Raw genomic sequence first — 16,477 nt, 5'->3', positions numbered from 1 at the left:
CGTGCGTCTTGGGGTATAATCAGACGTTGTGGAAAAGAACGAAAACGATTTAGATAAAATAAGGTGAAAAACATTGAGAAGAAGATTGGAACAACTGCTGAACGGCAGATTTGAATATGAGGTTCCCCATCTGCTGCTGTCCGAGACGGAGGTGGCCCTGACGCTGGACGAGGGGCAGAATTTCCGCGGAGAGCTGAATATCGGAGCGGAAGACGGGAGAAGAGTAAAAGGAATTGTGACCACAGATCATCAGAGAATCGTTCTGGCGAAAAATCAGTTCCAGGGAACGGCGAGTACGATTGAGTACGGCGTGGATACCAGCGGATTAAAAGCAGGCGATGAAATCTGTGGAAACATCACCGTCAGCAGCAATCTGGAGGAACGCTGCGTGCGGGTACACGTCTCGATTGCAGGAAAGACAATGAACATTTCCGGACAGGAGATTCATTCCCTGGCAGATTTTGTGCATCTGGCAAGCCATGATTTCGGCGCAGCGTACCGCTTCTTTGTAAAAAAAGAGTTTGCACGTCTTCTTCAGAAAGAGGCACCGGAGCAGATGGCACTTTATCAGGGACTGTCCCACAAGCCGGTGACATTTCAGCACCTGGAGGAATTTCTGGTTGCCCTCGGTCAGAAAGAGCCGGTGATGCTTTCGGCGGAACAGCCGGAGAAAACTGTGCTTACCGTGGACCAGCCGCGCAAGGAAACACTGTATCTGTATAAAAATACCTGGGGCTACGTCCGCATGGAAATCGAGGTGCAGGGAGACTTTCTGGAAGTGGAAAAGAAAGTCGTCACTTCAGAAGATTTCATCGGAAGCGTCTACGGTGTGGAATACATTATCCATCAGGAGAAAATCGGAAACGGCCGCCATTACGGCAGAATTACGGTGCGTCAGGGAAAACAGGAGCTTCGCTTTGAACTGGAAGTGACAAACAGCGAAAAACATGTGACCAGCAGGAAAAATACGGAGCGCGACCGTCAGATAACTGCCATCGCGCGCGGCTATCTCGATCTGGCAGTCCATAAACGCGACTACCGTACCTGGTATCAGGACACCTGGGAGGCCATCGAGCAGTTCGAAAAAGCCGGCGGAGACATGGCGTGGGTGACGCTGGGAAAAGCATGGCTGTACGAGAGCCATGAGGAAACCGGAAAAGCAAGAGAAACGCTTTCTTACGTAAAAGAGCATCAGGAACTGCTGGACACCGCGGAGAAAAAAGGAGCGTACCTGTATCTGGCATGGAAGCTGAAAATGGAAGTGGGCCATACCGAGCTGGTATCACGCCTTGGAACACTGATGCGGCAGGAGAGTGCAAGCTATTTTTTGTTAAAGCTTGCCATTGATGCCGACGATTCCTGGCAGCAGTCGCTGACCCGTCAGCTCTACGCGATGGAACTTTGCTATGAGTGCGGGTGCAAGAGCCCGCTTCTGTATCTGGATGCGGCACAGCTCTATCTCCGCCAGGAGGGACAGCTCCGCCGGATTTCGCCGTTCACCGTTCAGGTGCTGAAATTTGCGCAGAAAGAAGGCATTTTAAGCGGGGAACTGTTAAAACGGGCCGCTTATCTTACAGAGACGATGAAAACGTTCGATGAGAATGTCTATCAGATTCTGACTGCGGGCTATGAGCGTTTTCCATCCGATGAAGTGCTCGAAGCCATCTGCAAACTGGTGATGAAGGGCCGCCCGGTGCGGAAGGAATATTTCCCGTGGTATGCAAAAGCCGTGGAGCGGAACATCCGCATCACGCGCCTGTACGAGTACTATATCGAAACGATGGATGCGTCGTTCGACGAGGTCCTTCCGCAGGTCATCCGGATGTATTTCTCCTACAGCAACACACTGGCAGGCCAGAAGAAAGCGCTGATCTACGCCAACGTGATCAAAAACCGCGAAAAAGACCGCCATACATTCCAGAGCTACCGCCCGGCGATGGAGGTTTTCACGGCAAGACAGATCCAGAAAGGCCGCATGAACCGCGAATACGCCGCACTGTACCGGACTTTTCTGAAAAAACCGGAAGATCCCGACAGCGCAAAAGCGATCGCAAATGTGCTGTTTACCCATCATGTAACGTGTGAAAATCCGAAAATCACGCGTGTGATCGTCTGCCATCCGGCGATGGCAGGCGAAACGTCCTATCCGATGACGGAACGGGGTGCTTATATCCGTCTGTACGGCAAAAAAGCGCGGATTCTTCTCGAAGATGAGCAGCGCAGAAGATATGCGGTGACAGAAACCTGCCGCGTAGAGCCATTATTTACGGATGAAGAGCTTGCCTGTGCCTGCGGCGGTTTTGCCATTGAAAATCCGGGTCTGCTGCTGCACCTGTGCGGGGAGCAGGAAGAGGAGATGCAGCTTACCGCAGAAAATCTTGCTTGGTATCAGCAGGCAGCGCGCACGAGCGCATTTTCCAGTGCTTACCGGAAAACAGTGCGTCAGAAACTGCTGGAATACTATCTTGCCCATCCGGATGAGCGTGAGACCGAGGCAGCTGTTGCAGAGCTGGAGGACAGCGCTTACGCAAAGGTGGACCGTATTTCTACGATCGAGCTTCTGGTACGCTACGGCTGTTACAGCCGCGCCTTTGCCCTGACGGATCGGTACGGCTACGAAAAGATCCCGGTGTCGTGTCTCTTCCGTCTGGCGCATGCGATGATTCTGGAAAAAGAGTTTACAGAGGACGAGGAGCTTCTCTATCTGGCATCCTACGTGGTAAAACAGGGCATTTACGATGAAATTGTATTGTGCTATCTGAGAGATTATTTCACCGGTTCTATTGAGGATATGTGCAGTTTATGGGATAAAATCCGCGGCTTCCAGATGGAGAGCGACAAGCTGGAGGAGCGCATTCTGACCTGGTCCGTCTTTGTGCGCAGCCACCCGAAGTGGGAGCAGGAAATGCTGGAGAGCTACATCCGCCAGAGCGGAAAAGAGCATGTCATTCTGGCATACCTGACGTATCTTGCGATCGGCTATTTTATGGACGGAAAACCGCTTTCGGATCAGATGTTTGACTACTTGGACCGCGCCTGGAAACAGGGTTGGGAGCTGGACGAGATCTGCCGTTTTGCGATGCTGAAACATCTTTCCACGAAGCCGCAGCTTTCTGAGGAGGAAGAAAAAGAGGCGCATACCCTGCTTCTGGCGTTTACGAAACAGGGACTCCGCTTTGCCTTCTACAAGGATCTGCCGGAGCACCTGACCGAAGGCTTCCAGATCGGCGACCGCATGTTCATCGAGGAGCGCCAGAGAGCGGAGGCAAAGGTGACGATTCATTACCGGACAAACGCCGAAGAAACATGGAAGAGCGAACCGATGCGCAATATGTATCAGGGCATTTTTGTGAAAGAGTTTCTGCTGTTCTACGGCGAGAAAATGGAGTATTACCTGACCTTTACGAACCGTCAGGGCGAGGGAAAAACAGAGGTGAAAACCGTCTCCATGACCGGCGAACCAAAAGCAGGAAAGACGCGGTACCAGCTTCTGAATCAGATGAAAGCAGCGCGCGCGGCAGGAGATTCGGAAAAAGCAGAAGAAGCATTCCAAAAGTATCTGCAGCAGGAGGCTCTGGTTCGGAACTGTTTTGCACTTGTGGATGAAAAGAAGCAGCAGGAGGATACGACATGGAACAGAAAAATTTAATTTTAGGATTTGATTTTGGAGAGAAATATTCCCAGTTCTGCTGCTATGACAGGGGAACCCATACGGCCGTCTCCATCCCGGTAAAAGAAGGAGAAGAGGCGGTGGAATTTCCGACCGCCATTGCCAAAAAACGGAATGAGGAAACGTGGAAAACAGGACCGGATGCAGAAAAATCTGCTCACGCGGGAAACGGCATCTGGCTGGACAATCTGTACGAGATCTGCATGGGATCCCGCATCTGCCAGATCGAAAACCGGGATTACACGCCGGGAGAGGTCCTTGGCACGTTCCTTCGCGAAGCACTGAAGATGATCGGCATCGAGCGCCCGGACCAGCAGATCCAGGCGATGATGATCACCACGGGCCATCTGACCCGTCCATTTGTGGAAAATGTGCGTGAAGCATACAAGATAATCGGACTGCCGCGCGGCAGAGCCTACCTGCAGGAGCATGACGAGAGCTTTTACTGCCATGTGCTGAACCAGAAGCCGGAGCTCTGGAGCCGTAAAGTCGGTCTGTTTTTCCTGAAAGATGAGGAAGCATCGTTTTCTGAACTTTCCATCAGCCGTAAAACGAAGCCGGCAACTGTGACCGTAAAACGGGGGCCAAAAGCCGCACTTTCGATCGAGCCGATGGAGCGCGACCGCGATTTCTGCCATCTGATGGGAGAAGCGATGGGGAATGAAATTTATTCCAGCGTATTTCTGGTGAGCGAGGAGTTCGACCTTGCCTGGGCCGACAACTCTCTGCGTCAGTTAAAGAAAAACCAGAGAAGAATCTTCGGCGGAACGAACCTGTTTGCACAGGGCGCCTGCTTTTCCGCGCGCGAAAAAGTGGAGGAGCGCCGCTTAAAGGGCTATCTCTTCCTCGGAAATGACCTCGTGCGCTACAACATCGGCATGGAGATGACGATCAATGGTTCTCCGGCATACTATGCGCTGATTGCAGCCGGTGTGAACTGGTATGAAGCAGAAAAAGAATGTGAACTGATCCTCGACGGAACGGAGGAGCTGGAATTTGTTGTAAGCTCCATGGAAAGCGGAAAACGAAACCGCTATACCATGAAGCTGGACGGGCTGCCCAAACGGCCGCCGAAGACAACACGGATTCGTCTGCGTCTGGAGTATGATTCTCCGGTTACGTGTCAGATCACCGCAGAGGATTTAGGTTTTGGCGATATGTTCCCGGCAAGCCACAAAATCTGGCACGAGACGATGGGGGAGGTGTAAACGATGAGCGGTTATATTTTATGTCAGGTCAAACGGGCGAAAAATCCGTATTATATTTCCAACATCAGCACAAATATTTATTCCATCGAGGAACTGTGTTATTATCTGTACCACAACATCTATCTGCTGGACGAGACCATCATTAACGAGCAGCTGCTGGTGTGGATGAAAGAAGAACTCCACTTAAGAAGACTGTACCAGCGTCTCTACGTCCTTCTGGAGGAGAAAAAGAACATCGGTGAGTTTATCCTGCCGATCTTCAAGGAGATCAATTATCTTTCCCACGATCAGTTCCGTGAGATGAATGAGCGCCTGAAACGGTTCGAGGAGCAGCCGGAGATTGTGCGGAAAAAAATCAAGGGAGACTACCTTGTTGACCACGAAAAATATATCAATGCGATCCAGGTTTACCAGGAAACGCTGAAAGATACCGAGGAAAACGAAACCAACATGGGAAGCCAGTTCACCGGAAGTATTTACAACAACATGGGCTGTGCCTACGCAAGTCTGTTCCAGATGAATGAAGCACTTACGTGCTTTCAGAAAGCAAATGAAGAGCTGCACACGAAAGCATCGTTAAAGAGCTGGCTGTTTGCGGTCTACATGAGCAAAGGACAGGACGCCTATGAGCAGATGTGCACCGAGCGGAAAGTGGATGCCGAGACGAGACGGGAGATGGACCGCCAGATCACCGAGGCAATGCATGTCGAGCTCCCGCGCGATCTGGACGAAGCTCTTGCGGCGTGGACACGGGAATATCATAAAAATACCGGACTTTGAACAAAAAGAACAAAAAAATTACTTGACAGCAAAAAAGAATGGAACTATAATACAGCCCATAAGAAAAAAATAAATACTTCGAAACCGATGAAGTGGAGATAACGTTGGAAGCGCACTCACAGAGAGCCCGGGCAGGTGGAAGCCGGACAGAAAGCGGATCAGCAAATGGACCACGGAGGGTACAGGGAAAAGCGGGAAACCGTCTGAGTATTCTGTAACGTGCAGGCATACGTTAGTTGCCAGGAATATGATCGTATTCTGCAGAGCGTGTGAGCAATCGCAAAACAAGGTGGCACCACGAGTATAAAAATATACCCGCCCTTGGCAAAGAACAAAGTGATTCTTTGCCGGGGGCGGTTTTTTGTATATCAGAAATTGGTTCTGAGGACCAGTGTTGATGACAGCCTTTGCAGACACAAGGAGAGGAGATAACAAGATGAAACAGATGACGTTAGAAGAAATTTCAAAAGCAGCCGCATCGGGAGCTTTTCGGAAAATCCCGGTAAGCAGAGAAATTTATTCGGATATCCGTACACCAGTAGAAACACTGAAAGTCCTGCAGGGCGTCAGCAGCCACTGCTACATGCTCGAAAGCGTGGAGGATAAAAAACAGTGGGGAAGATACACTTTTCTCGGCTACGATCCGTCGCTGGAACTCACCTGTGTCAACGGAAACCTGACAATCACCGCCGATGCGGCAGAGATGAAAAAAGTAGAAGATATTCCGGAAAGCCACGAAGAACAGCTTCCGACCGGACAGATCCGGCTGACCGCAAAGACAGCCCATCCGGGAGCCGTCATCAAAACCCTGATTGAGAAAAATAAAAGTCCGAAGATCGCGACACTGCCGACCTTCACCGGCGGCCTCGTCGGATACTTCTCTTACGATTACATCAAGTACAGCGAGCCGATCTTAAAGCTGGACGCAGAAGATCAGGAACATTTCAAAGATGTCGACCTGATGCTGTTCGATAAGGTCATCGCCTATGATAATTACCGTCAGAAAATCGTACTGATGCTTAATATCGAAACCGAAAATCTCGAAGAAAATTACGAAAAAGCCGTACAGGAACTCGAAAAAATGGAAGAGCTGATCCGCTTCGGAAAACCGGCCGAGACGAAAGCCGGCCACCTGAAATCCGAGTTCCGCCCGCTCTTCAATGAGAAAGCGTACTGTGAGAAAGTCGAGCAGGTCAAACATTATATCCACGAGGGAGACCTCTTCCAGCTCGTTCTCTCCAACCGGCTCGAAGCTGATTTTGAGGGAAGCCTCCTCGATACGTACCGCGTTCTCCGCACGACGAATCCGTCGCCGTACATGTTCTACTTCTCGAGTGATGATGTCGAGATCGCCGGTGCATCCCCGGAAACTCTCGTAAAAGTCGAGGACGGAGAGGTCCGGACCTTCCCGCTTGCCGGAACGCGGCCGAGAGGAAAGAGCTATGAAGAAGACCAGCGGCTGGAAAAAGAACTCCTCGCCGATGAAAAAGAGCGTGCCGAGCACAACATGCTGGTTGATCTGGGAAGAAACGATCTCGGAAAGATCTGTGATTTCGGAACCGTGGAAGTAGAAAAATACATGTCAATCGAGCGTTACTCCCACGTCATGCACATCGGTTCCACTGTAAAAGGACAGCTTCGGAAAGACAAGACCGCAGTCGATGCCATCGATTCCGTTCTCCCGGCCGGAACCCTCTCCGGTGCACCAAAGCTCCGTGCCTGCCAGATCATCAACGAGCTGGAAAACAACAAGCGCGGCATTTACGGCGGTGCGATCGGCTATCTGGATTTCACCGGAAATATGGACACCTGCATCGCAATCCGGCTTGCGTTTAAGAAAAACGGAAAAGTGTTCGTCCGCTCCGGCGCCGGCATTGTAGCCGACAGCGTACCGGAAAAAGAGCATCAGGAATGCATCAACAAAGCAAAGGCCGTGATGGTCGCACTTGCAGAGGCAGAAGGAGGAAGCAACTTATGATACTGCTGGTAGATAATTATGACAGTTTTTCCTATAACCTGTATCAGCTCGCCGGTTCGATCAATCCGGACATGAAGGTCATCCGGAACGACGAGATGACAATCGACGAAATCCGCGCACTGGCACCGGCATCCATCATTTTATCTCCCGGACCGGGCCGTCCGGAGCAGGCAGGCCGATGCATGGAGATTGTAGAAAAATTAGGCGGCGAGATCCCGATCCTCGGTGTCTGCCTCGGCCATCAGGCAATCTGTGCCGCGTACGGCGCGACCGTCACCTATGCGAAACAGCTGATGCACGGCAAACAGTCCGAGACAACGCTGGATCTTACCTCGGAATTATTCCAGGGGCTGCCCAAAACCGTTCCGGTTGCAAGATACCATTCCCTCGCAGCTGATGAAGCGACACTGCCGGAAACCTTAAAGGTAACGGCAAGAACCGCAGACGGCGAGGTCATGGCAGTCGAGGACAGTGAGAAAAAGATCTACGGAGTCCAGTTCCATCCGGAATCCATTCTGACCCCGCAGGGCAGACAGATGGTAGAAAACTTCTTAAAAATTACAAGATAGATCACAGGACAGCAAAGAAAGAGAGGAACAGAATATGATTCGGGAAGCGATTGTAAAACTGGTAAATAAAGAGAACTTAACCTACGAGATGGCAGAGGGCGCCATGGATGAAATCATGGGAGGAAAAGCCGATCCGATCCAGATCAGCGCATTTTTAACTGCCATGACGATGAAAGGCGAGACAATCGAAGAGATCACCGCATGTGCCAACGGCATGAGAAAGCACGGTGTTCCCATGGAACATGACAAGGATGTTCTGGAAATCGTCGGAACCGGCGGAGATAAATCCAATTCCTTCAACATCTCCACAACAGCATCCCTTGTGATCTCTGCAGGCGGCGTCGCAGTTGCAAAACACGGAAACCGCGCCGCATCGAGCAGATCCGGCGCAGCCGACTGTCTCGAAGCGCTCGGCGTCAAAATCGACCTGGAGCCGGAGAAAAACAAAGAAGTTCTGGAAAAACTTGGAATCTGTTTCCTGTTCGCACAGAAATACCACATGTCCATGAAATACGTGGCACCGGTCCGCAAGGTGCTCGGCATCCGAACCATTTTCAACATCCTCGGACCGCTGACCAACCCGGCAGCAGCCACGATGCAGGTGATGGGTGTCTACGAGGAAGCACTTGTCCGCCCGATGGCAGAAGTTCTCTCCAATCTTGGTGTCAAACGCGGCATGGTTGTCTACGGCCAGGACTGCCTCGATGAAATTTCCTTAAGCGCACCGACAAGCGTCTGCGAGATCAAGGACGGAACGTTTGAGGAATACGTCATCACACCGGAAGAGTTCGGCATGACCCGCTGTACCAAAGAAGAGCTGGTCGGCGGAACCCCGCAGGAGAATGCTGAAATTACGAAAGAAATTCTTGCAGGAAAGAAAGGCCCGGCAAGAGACGCTGTTGTCCTGAATGCCGCCGCAGCCCTTCATGTAGCAAAAGAAATCCCGATGCAGGACGCTGTAAAACTGGCAGAGGAGCTGATCGACAGCGGAAAAGCACAGAAAAAACTCGAAGAGTTTGTGTCACTCGCCAACAGATTGGCAGAAGAGGAATAAACATATGATACTGGAAACGATTGCAGAAGCCACAAGAAAACGTGTCGCTGCAGAAAAAGAGAAGTGTTCTCTTGCAGAAATGAAAGAAAAAGCAACGGCGATGAACCCGGATACTGGATTCCCGTTTGAACAGACGCTGAAAAAGCCGGGCATGTCCTTTATCTGCGAGGTAAAAAAAGCCTCCCCATCGAAGGGCATCATCGCAGAAGATTTCCCCTATCTGGAGATCGCAAAGGAATATGAAGCGGCCGGTGCCTCCGCCATTTCCTGCCTGACCGAGCCGGAATACTTCAAAGGCGACAAGCGTTACTTAAAAAAAATTGCAGAAACCGTATCCATCCCGGTTCTGCGGAAAGATTTTACCGTGGATCCCTATATGATCTACGAGGCAAAGGTGCTCGGAGCCACCGCTGTCCTTCTGATCTGTGCGCTGCTGCCGGAGGAAACCTTAAAAGAATATCTGGAAACAGCGCATTCCCTCGGCCTTTCCGCTCTTGTGGAAGCCCACGATGAGGCGGAGGTTGCACAGGCCATGCGCGCCGGAGCAAGGATCATCGGCGTCAACAACCGCAACTTAAAAGATTTCACGGTCGATATCCACAACAGTGAGCGGCTGCGGGAGCTTGTCCCGGAAAACATTGTTTTCGTATCCGAGAGCGGCATCAAAACGCCGGAGGATGTCGGAAGACTGTATCAGAATAAAACCGATGCCGTTCTGATCGGCGAAACGCTGATGCGGAGCAGCAACAAAAGAGCAGAGCTTGAAAAACTCTCTTCAATATGTTAAAGTGGTAACGTAAGTGCGCAAAACAAAACAGAGCGCACGGGGAGTCAAACGTTATGGAAGAACAGACCAGAATCAAAATCTGCGGGCTCACACGGCTGGAAGACATCGATGCGGTGAATGAACTGAAGCCCGAATATGTCGGCTTTGTCTTTGCAAAAAGCCGCAGACAGATTACAAAAGAACATGCCGTGACGCTGCGGCGCTATCTGGATCCCGAAATCCAGGCGGTCGGCGTCTTTGTGAACGAGCTTCCGGCGATTGTCGCAGGATACCTCGAAGAGGGCGTCATCGATCTGGCACAGCTCCACGGAAATGAGAGTGAAGAATATATCCATTCGCTCCGGTTCCGCACCGGCGGGGAACTGATCAAGGCATTTTCCATCAAAACCAGGGAGGACGTCGAAAAGGCGAAAAAAAGCAGCGCCGATTACATCCTTCTCGACCACGGAAAAGGCGGTACCGGCGAATCGTTCGACTGGTCACTGATCAGAAACATGGACCGCCCGTATTTCCTTGCGGGAGGCCTGAACGCCGAAAATGTGGAACAGGCGATTTTACAGACACATCCCTTCGCCGTCGACATCAGCAGCGGTGTCGAGACAGACGGCGTAAAGGATCCGAAAAAAATCACAGAATGCATAAGGAGGATAAGACATGTCTGACGGAAGATTTGGTATTCACGGAGGCCAGTACATACCGGAAACTCTGATGAATGAAATTATCAATTTGGAAAAACAGTACAATTATTATAAAAACGATCCGGAGTTCTGCCAGGAGCTCGATGACCTGCTGAAAAATTACGCGGGCCGCCCGTCCCTTCTCTACTACGCAGAGAAAATGACAAAGGATCTCGGCGGAGCAAAAATTTACCTCAAACGAGAGGATCTGAACCACACCGGAGCCCACAAAATCAACAACGTGCTCGGACAGTGCCTCCTCGCAAAAAGAATGGGAAAAACCCGTGTCATCGCAGAGACCGGAGCCGGCCAGCACGGTGTGGCAACCGCAACGGCAGCAGCGCTGATGGGACTTGAGTGTGAGATCTTCATGGGAAAAGAAGACACCGACCGTCAGGCCCTCAATGTATACCGGATGGAGCTTCTCGGTGCAAAAGTAAATGCCGTTACTACCGGAACTATGACCTTAAAAGATGCCGTCAATGAGGCGATGCGCGAGTGGGTATCACGTGTCGATGACACCCACTACGTTCTCGGTTCCGTTATGGGTCCGCATCCGTTCCCGACCATCGTCCGCGATTTCCAGGCTGTCATCAGCAAAGAGGCAAGAGAGCAGATCCTCGAAAAAGAAGGAAAACTCCCGAAAGCCGTCATGGCATGCGTCGGCGGCGGAAGCAATGCGATGGGTATGTTCTATAACTTCATCAATGACAAAAATGTCCGCCTGATTGGATGCGAGGCAGCAGGACGCGGCGTCAACACCGCAGAGACTGCAGCAACCATTGCAACCGGAACACTCGGCGTCTTCCACGGTATGAAATCCTACTTCTGCCAGGATAAATACGGTCAGATCGCACCGGTTTACTCGATTTCCGCAGGTCTTGACTACCCGGGCATTGGACCGGAGCATGCATATCTGCATGACATCGGCCGCGCCGAATACGTTCCGGTAACGGACGATGAGGCAGTAGAAGCTTTTGAATACCTCGCAAGAACCGAGGGTATCATCTGTGCGATCGAGAGTGCCCATGCAGTAGCCCATGCGATGAAGATCGCAAAAGAATTTGATCCGGAAGACTCCATCATCATCTGCCTGTCCGGACGCGGAGACAAAGACGTAGCAGCCATTGCAAGATACAGAGGGAGGGACCTTCATGAGTAAAGTAACAGAAGCATTTTCAAACGGCAAAGCATTCATTCCGTTTCTGACAGCCGGAGATCCGAACATTGAAAAAACAGAGAATTATATTCTGGAGCTCGAAAAAGCAGGCGCAGACCTGATCGAGATCGGAATCCCGTTTTCCGATCCGATCGCCGAGGGCGTTGTCATCCAGGAGGCAGACCTCCGTTCCTTAAAAGCCGGAACCACCACCGATAAAATTTTCGATATGGTAGCCTCCGTGCGCAAAAAAACAGACATTCCGCTGGTGTTTATGACCTACTTAAACCCGGTGTTCCATTACGGATACGAGCCGTTCTTTACAAAATGCGAGGAAGTCGGCATCAATGGCATCATCATCCCGGATATGCCGTATGAGGAAAAAGGCGAATTAAACGATATTGCGCGCAGCCATCAGGTAGATGTCATTTCTCTGATTGCGCCGACGTCTGAGCAGCGCATCCAGAAAATTGCCGCAGACGCCGAAGGTTTTATCTACCTCGTATCGTCTCTGGGCGTTACCGGTGTCAGAAGCGAGATCAAGACAGACCTCGATTCCATGATCGCCGCAATCCGCAAAGTAACCGATATTCCGGTAGCCGTAGGCTTCGGCATCAACACGACCGATCAGGCAGCCAACATTGCAAAAATTGCGGACGGTGTCATCGTCGGAAGCGCTATCGTCAAAATGATTGCGAAGTACGGCACTCATGCGGAGCAGCACATCTATACGTATGTCCGCATGATGAAGGAAGCTGTCATGACAGCAAATAAATAAAACCCGCGTCATTGCGTGTTTGAAAAAACTGTGTTAAGATGAGAGCGTGTCTGAAACAAACCGTTTTGGACACGCTTTTTCAACGTAAAATACCTGACCGGCTTTCGAAAAAGCCGGATAGAATATGGAGGAAAAACGTGTTAGATGTATGTTTACTGGGAACAGGCGGTATGATGCCTCTGCCAGGCAGACGCCTGACCGCCCTGATGACCCGATACAACGGAAGCAGCCTTCTGATCGACTGCGGCGAGGGAACCCAGGTTGCCATCAAGGAAAAAGGCTGGACCTTTAAGCCGATTGATGCCATCTGCTTCACCCATTACCACGCAGACCACATCAGCGGCCTTCCAGGACTTCTCCTGACGATGGGAAACACTGACCGGAGAGAACCGCTGACCATGATCGGCCCAAAAGGCCTGGAGCGCGTCGTCAATTCACTGCGTGTCATCTGCCCGGAGCTGCCGTTTCCGATTGTATTTCACGAGGTGACAGCGCCGGAGGAAGTGATCGAGATGAACGGCTACAAAATCACAGCCTTCCGCGTGCAGCACAATATCACCTGCTACGGCTATTCGCTGGAGATCTCCCGCAAGGGAAAATTCGATGTGGAGCGCGCTAAAGCACAGGAAATTCCGATTAAATGCTGGAATCCGCTGCAGAAAGGCGAGACTGTCACCCTGGATGGAAAGACGTATACGCCGGACATGGTCCTCGGCCCTGTCAGAAAGGGACTGAAGGTGACCTACTGCACCGATACCCGCCCGATTCCGTCGATCTCTGAACATGCGAAAGGCTCCGACCTTTTCATCTGCGAGGGAATGTACGGCGAGCCGGAAAAACAGGCAAAAGCAAAAGAATTTAAGCATATGACCTTCTACGAGGCGGCAAAACTGGCAAAAGATGCCGAGGCTGCCGAAATGTGGCTGACCCACTTTTCCCCGTCGCTCGTCGGCCCGCAGCGGTACATGGATGAGGTACAGAAGATTTTCCCGGCCGCAGAGCTTGGAAAAGACGGAAGATCAGTAGAACTGTTATTTGAAGAGGAAACGAAAAATGAGTGAAAAAGATACCCTGATTCTTGCAATTGAGAGCTCCTGCGATGAAACCGCAGCCTCCGTCGTGAAAAACGGAAGATGTGTGCTGTCTAACATTATTTCATCCCAGATCGCCATCCATACCCTGTATGGCGGCGTTGTGCCGGAAATTGCATCCAGAAAACATATCGAAAAAATCAACCAGGTTGTAGAAGCGGCCTTAAAAGAAGCCGATGTCACTCTGGATGATATCGATGCGATCGGTGTTACGTACGGCCCTGGCCTTGTCGGCGCACTTCTCGTCGGCGTGGCAGAGGCAAAAGCGATCGCCTATGCAAAAAAGAAACCGCTGGTCGGCGTTCACCATATTGAAGGCCACGTCTCGGCGAACTATATCGAACACCCGGATCTGGAGCCGCCGTTCCTGTGTGAAATCATCTCCGGAGGCCATACCCATCTTGTCATTGTAAAAGATTACGGTTCTTTCGAAATCCTCGGAAGAACGAGAGACGACGCAGCCGGAGAAGCCTTCGACAAGGTAGCCCGTGCCATCGGACTCGGCTATCCGGGCGGACCGAAGATCGACAAGCTGGCAAAAGAAGGAAACCCGCACGCCATCGACTTCCCGCGTGCCCACATGGAGGATGCGCCGTATGACTTCAGCTTCAGCGGCGTAAAATCTGCCGTTTTAAACCATCTGAACAAATGCCGGATGACAGGCGAACCAATTGTCGAAGCAGACATCGCTGCGTCCTTCCAGCAGGCCGTTGTGGACGTTCTGGTGGATAATGCCATCCGTGCGGCCAAAGATTACCATATGGACCGTCTGGCGATCGCCGGCGGCGTTGCATCGAACGGGGCACTCCGCGCGGCGATGGAAGCAGCATGTGAAAAAGAGGGCATCCGCTTTTACCGTCCGTCCCCGATCTTCTGTACCGACAATGCGGCCATGATCGGTGTGGCAGCTTACTACGAGTACCAGAAGGGAACCCGCCACGGCTGGGACCTGAATGCCGTACCGAACCTGAAGCTTGGAGAACGATAAGAAAAAGAAACTTCCGCAGCAGAACGGAGAAGAGAGATCTGCTGCGGAGTTTTTGTATTTGTAGAAAACGGAGGAAAAGATGAGCGAGAAGAAAGAAAAATACACTGCGGTTGTCCTGGCAGCCGGAAAGGGAACCCGGATGGGCGGAAGCGTAGCAAAACAGTTTCTGGAAATCGGAGGAAAACCAGTCGTGGTTTACGCGCTGGAGGTTTTTGAACATTCGCCGGAGATTGACCAGATCATTCTTGTGACAGGTGCGGATAAAATAGAATACTGTCAGAAAGAGATTATCGAAAAATATGGAATTAAGAAAACTGTTTCCGTATGCGCAGGCGGAAGGGAACGGTATGAATCTGTCTGGAAAGCATTGCAGACGCTGAAAAGCCTGGAAAGCGAACAGGATCAGAAGACCGATTACGTTCTGATTCACGATGGCGCCCGCCCGTTTTTAAACCAGGAAATGCTGGAACGTCTCTGCGCATGTGTAAAAGAAGAAAAAGCCTGTGTCCTTGGCATGCCGGTCAAGGATACCATCAAGCTTACCGATGAAAACGGAAAAATCAGGGAAAGCCCGCGAAGAGATCTCGTATGGCAGGCACAGACCCCGCAGGCCTTTGCAGCAGAGCTTCTGTTTCCGGCATTCGAAAAACTGATGCAGCATTCCACAGAAGGAATCACCGACGATGCCATGGTTGTGGAGCAGGAGATGGGAATCGCATCAGTGATGGTAAAAGGCGGCTATGAAAATATAAAAATCACAACACCGGAGGATCTGCTCGTTGCAGAGAGCTTTCTGGCAGAAAAATAGAAAAAAGCAAAATACAGAAAGCAAACTATAAATGGATAAAAACAAATGTGTGAATTGCAAAACAGGGAAAAACAGCGAAAACGAAAAAGAAATTGAAAAAAATGTAAAAAAAATTCAAAAAAGTGGTTGACATTCTGAAACACTGCTGATATAATAACGAATGTCGCTGAGCGAGAGAGATAAAAACGCAAAGCTGACAAGCCAAAAACTGAGATGATTTCGGGAGTTACCGAGATTTGAATTCACACACGGAGAGGTATCGAAGCGGTCATAACGAGGCGGTCTTGAAAACCGTTTGTCCGAAAGGGCGCGTGGGTTCGAATCCCACCCTCTCCGCTCAAAACTCAGTTAATTGAATATCTGATTATGAATCAGGCAAACTATGGAGAAGTACCCAAGCTGGCTGAAGGGGCTCCCCTGGAAAGGGAGTAGGTCGTTAATAGCGGCGCGAGGGTTCAAATCCCTCCTTCTCCGCTCGGCTTTGAAAAAAGTTGAAAAAAGCTATTGACAAATGCAAATGAGTTTGATAAAATAAACGAGTTGCTGATCGAGAGAACAGCGAAGAACCTTGGTAATTAAACAATGAAACACATCCTCGAAAGTTCTGAATAAGTAATTCAAAACGATCGAAAGATCCTTTAAAACAGTAAAAGGGATAAATTAGCTAGTATGTTGATTTTGAACTTGGAACAAACATTTTATCAGAGAGTTTGATCCTGGCTCAGGATGAACGCTGGCGGCGTGCTTAACACATGCAAGTCGAGCGAAGCAGTTAAGTTGATTTCTTCGGATTGATTCTTAATTGACTGAGCGGCGGACGGGTGAGTAACGCGTGGGTGACCTGCCCCATACCGGGGGATAACAGCTGGAAACGGCTGCTAATACCGCATAAGCGCACAGAGCTGCATGGCTCGGTGTGAAAAACTCCGG

The 16,477-nt window shown here is 50.7% G+C and carries 13 protein-coding genes, 2 tRNA genes and 1 rRNA gene; all 16 read left to right on the top strand.

Annotation, left to right across the window (positions count from 1 at the left end):
* Positions 1-73 precede the first annotated feature (73 nt).
* Complete coding sequence (locus tag ACY2VW_RS12535) at positions 74-3,649, top strand: DUF5717 family protein (RefSeq protein ID WP_461878288.1); 3,576 nt, start codon at positions 74-76, stop codon at positions 3,647-3,649.
* The gene (locus tag ACY2VW_RS12530; protein ID WP_270476147.1) at positions 3,631-4,878 is read left to right on the top strand and encodes a DUF5716 family protein; all 1,248 of its coding nucleotides are present in this window, start codon (positions 3,631-3,633) and stop codon (positions 4,876-4,878) included. Before ACY2VW_RS12535 ends, ACY2VW_RS12530 begins: the two co-directional genes overlap by 19 nt.
* Before the next feature lie 3 nt (positions 4,879-4,881).
* Positions 4,882-5,658 carry a hypothetical protein gene (locus tag ACY2VW_RS12525; RefSeq protein WP_270476148.1) on the top strand — a complete coding sequence of 259 codons (777 nt, stop codon included), beginning with the start codon at positions 4,882-4,884 and terminating at the stop codon, positions 5,656-5,658.
* A 436-nt stretch (positions 5,659-6,094) separates the two neighbouring features.
* Complete coding sequence (trpE, locus tag ACY2VW_RS12520; protein ID WP_461878287.1) at positions 6,095-7,636, top strand: anthranilate synthase component I; 1,542 nt, start codon at positions 6,095-6,097, stop codon at positions 7,634-7,636.
* The gene (locus tag ACY2VW_RS12515) at positions 7,633-8,205 is read left to right on the top strand and encodes an anthranilate synthase component II (protein ID WP_461878286.1); all 573 of its coding nucleotides are present in this window, start codon (positions 7,633-7,635) and stop codon (positions 8,203-8,205) included. Before trpE ends, ACY2VW_RS12515 begins: the two co-directional genes overlap by 4 nt.
* A 34-nt stretch (positions 8,206-8,239) precedes the next feature.
* Positions 8,240-9,259, top strand: coding sequence for an anthranilate phosphoribosyltransferase (trpD, locus tag ACY2VW_RS12510; RefSeq protein WP_117761645.1), 1,020 nt, complete (start codon positions 8,240-8,242; stop codon positions 9,257-9,259).
* Positions 9,260-9,263: 4 nt separating this feature from the next.
* Positions 9,264-10,046, top strand: coding sequence for an indole-3-glycerol phosphate synthase TrpC (trpC, locus tag ACY2VW_RS12505; RefSeq protein WP_117761646.1), 783 nt, complete (start codon positions 9,264-9,266; stop codon positions 10,044-10,046).
* Between the two features lie 53 nt (positions 10,047-10,099).
* A complete protein-coding gene (locus tag ACY2VW_RS12500; RefSeq protein WP_055228636.1) occupies positions 10,100-10,708 on the top strand; it encodes a phosphoribosylanthranilate isomerase in 609 nt (202 codons plus the stop codon).
* A complete protein-coding gene (gene trpB / locus ACY2VW_RS12495; protein WP_022462653.1) occupies positions 10,701-11,885 on the top strand; it encodes a tryptophan synthase subunit beta in 1,185 nt (394 codons plus the stop codon). The genes ACY2VW_RS12500 and trpB overlap by 8 nt, the downstream gene beginning before the upstream one ends.
* On the top strand, positions 11,878-12,660 hold the full coding sequence (gene trpA, locus ACY2VW_RS12490; RefSeq protein WP_117804941.1) for a tryptophan synthase subunit alpha: 783 nt from the start codon (positions 11,878-11,880) through the stop codon (positions 12,658-12,660). The genes trpB and trpA overlap by 8 nt, the downstream gene beginning before the upstream one ends.
* A 137-nt stretch (positions 12,661-12,797) precedes the next feature.
* Positions 12,798-13,721: a ribonuclease Z gene (locus tag ACY2VW_RS12485; RefSeq protein ID WP_118601061.1), complete on the top strand. Its 924-nt coding sequence runs from the start codon at positions 12,798-12,800 to the stop codon at positions 13,719-13,721.
* On the top strand, positions 13,714-14,739 hold the full coding sequence (gene tsaD / locus ACY2VW_RS12480; RefSeq protein WP_022462650.1) for a tRNA (adenosine(37)-N6)-threonylcarbamoyltransferase complex transferase subunit TsaD: 1,026 nt from the start codon (positions 13,714-13,716) through the stop codon (positions 14,737-14,739). Before ACY2VW_RS12485 ends, tsaD begins: the two co-directional genes overlap by 8 nt.
* Before the next feature lie 79 nt (positions 14,740-14,818).
* Positions 14,819-15,547: a 2-C-methyl-D-erythritol 4-phosphate cytidylyltransferase gene (gene ispD / locus ACY2VW_RS12475; protein WP_055219901.1), complete on the top strand. Its 729-nt coding sequence runs from the start codon at positions 14,819-14,821 to the stop codon at positions 15,545-15,547.
* A 250-nt stretch (positions 15,548-15,797) separates the two neighbouring features.
* Positions 15,798-15,883, top strand: a tRNA-Ser gene (locus ACY2VW_RS12470).
* 48 nt (positions 15,884-15,931) lie between these two features.
* Positions 15,932-16,021: transfer RNA gene (locus ACY2VW_RS12465), tRNA-Ser, on the top strand.
* A gap of 224 nt (positions 16,022-16,245) precedes the next feature.
* A 16S ribosomal RNA gene (locus ACY2VW_RS12460) occupies positions 16,246-16,477 on the top strand; the annotation flags it as partial.

It is taken from the genome of Fusicatenibacter sp. (assembly GCF_977045365.1).
The sequence above is the reverse complement of the archived record's forward strand: the minus strand, read 5'-3'. Positions and strand labels throughout refer to the sequence as shown.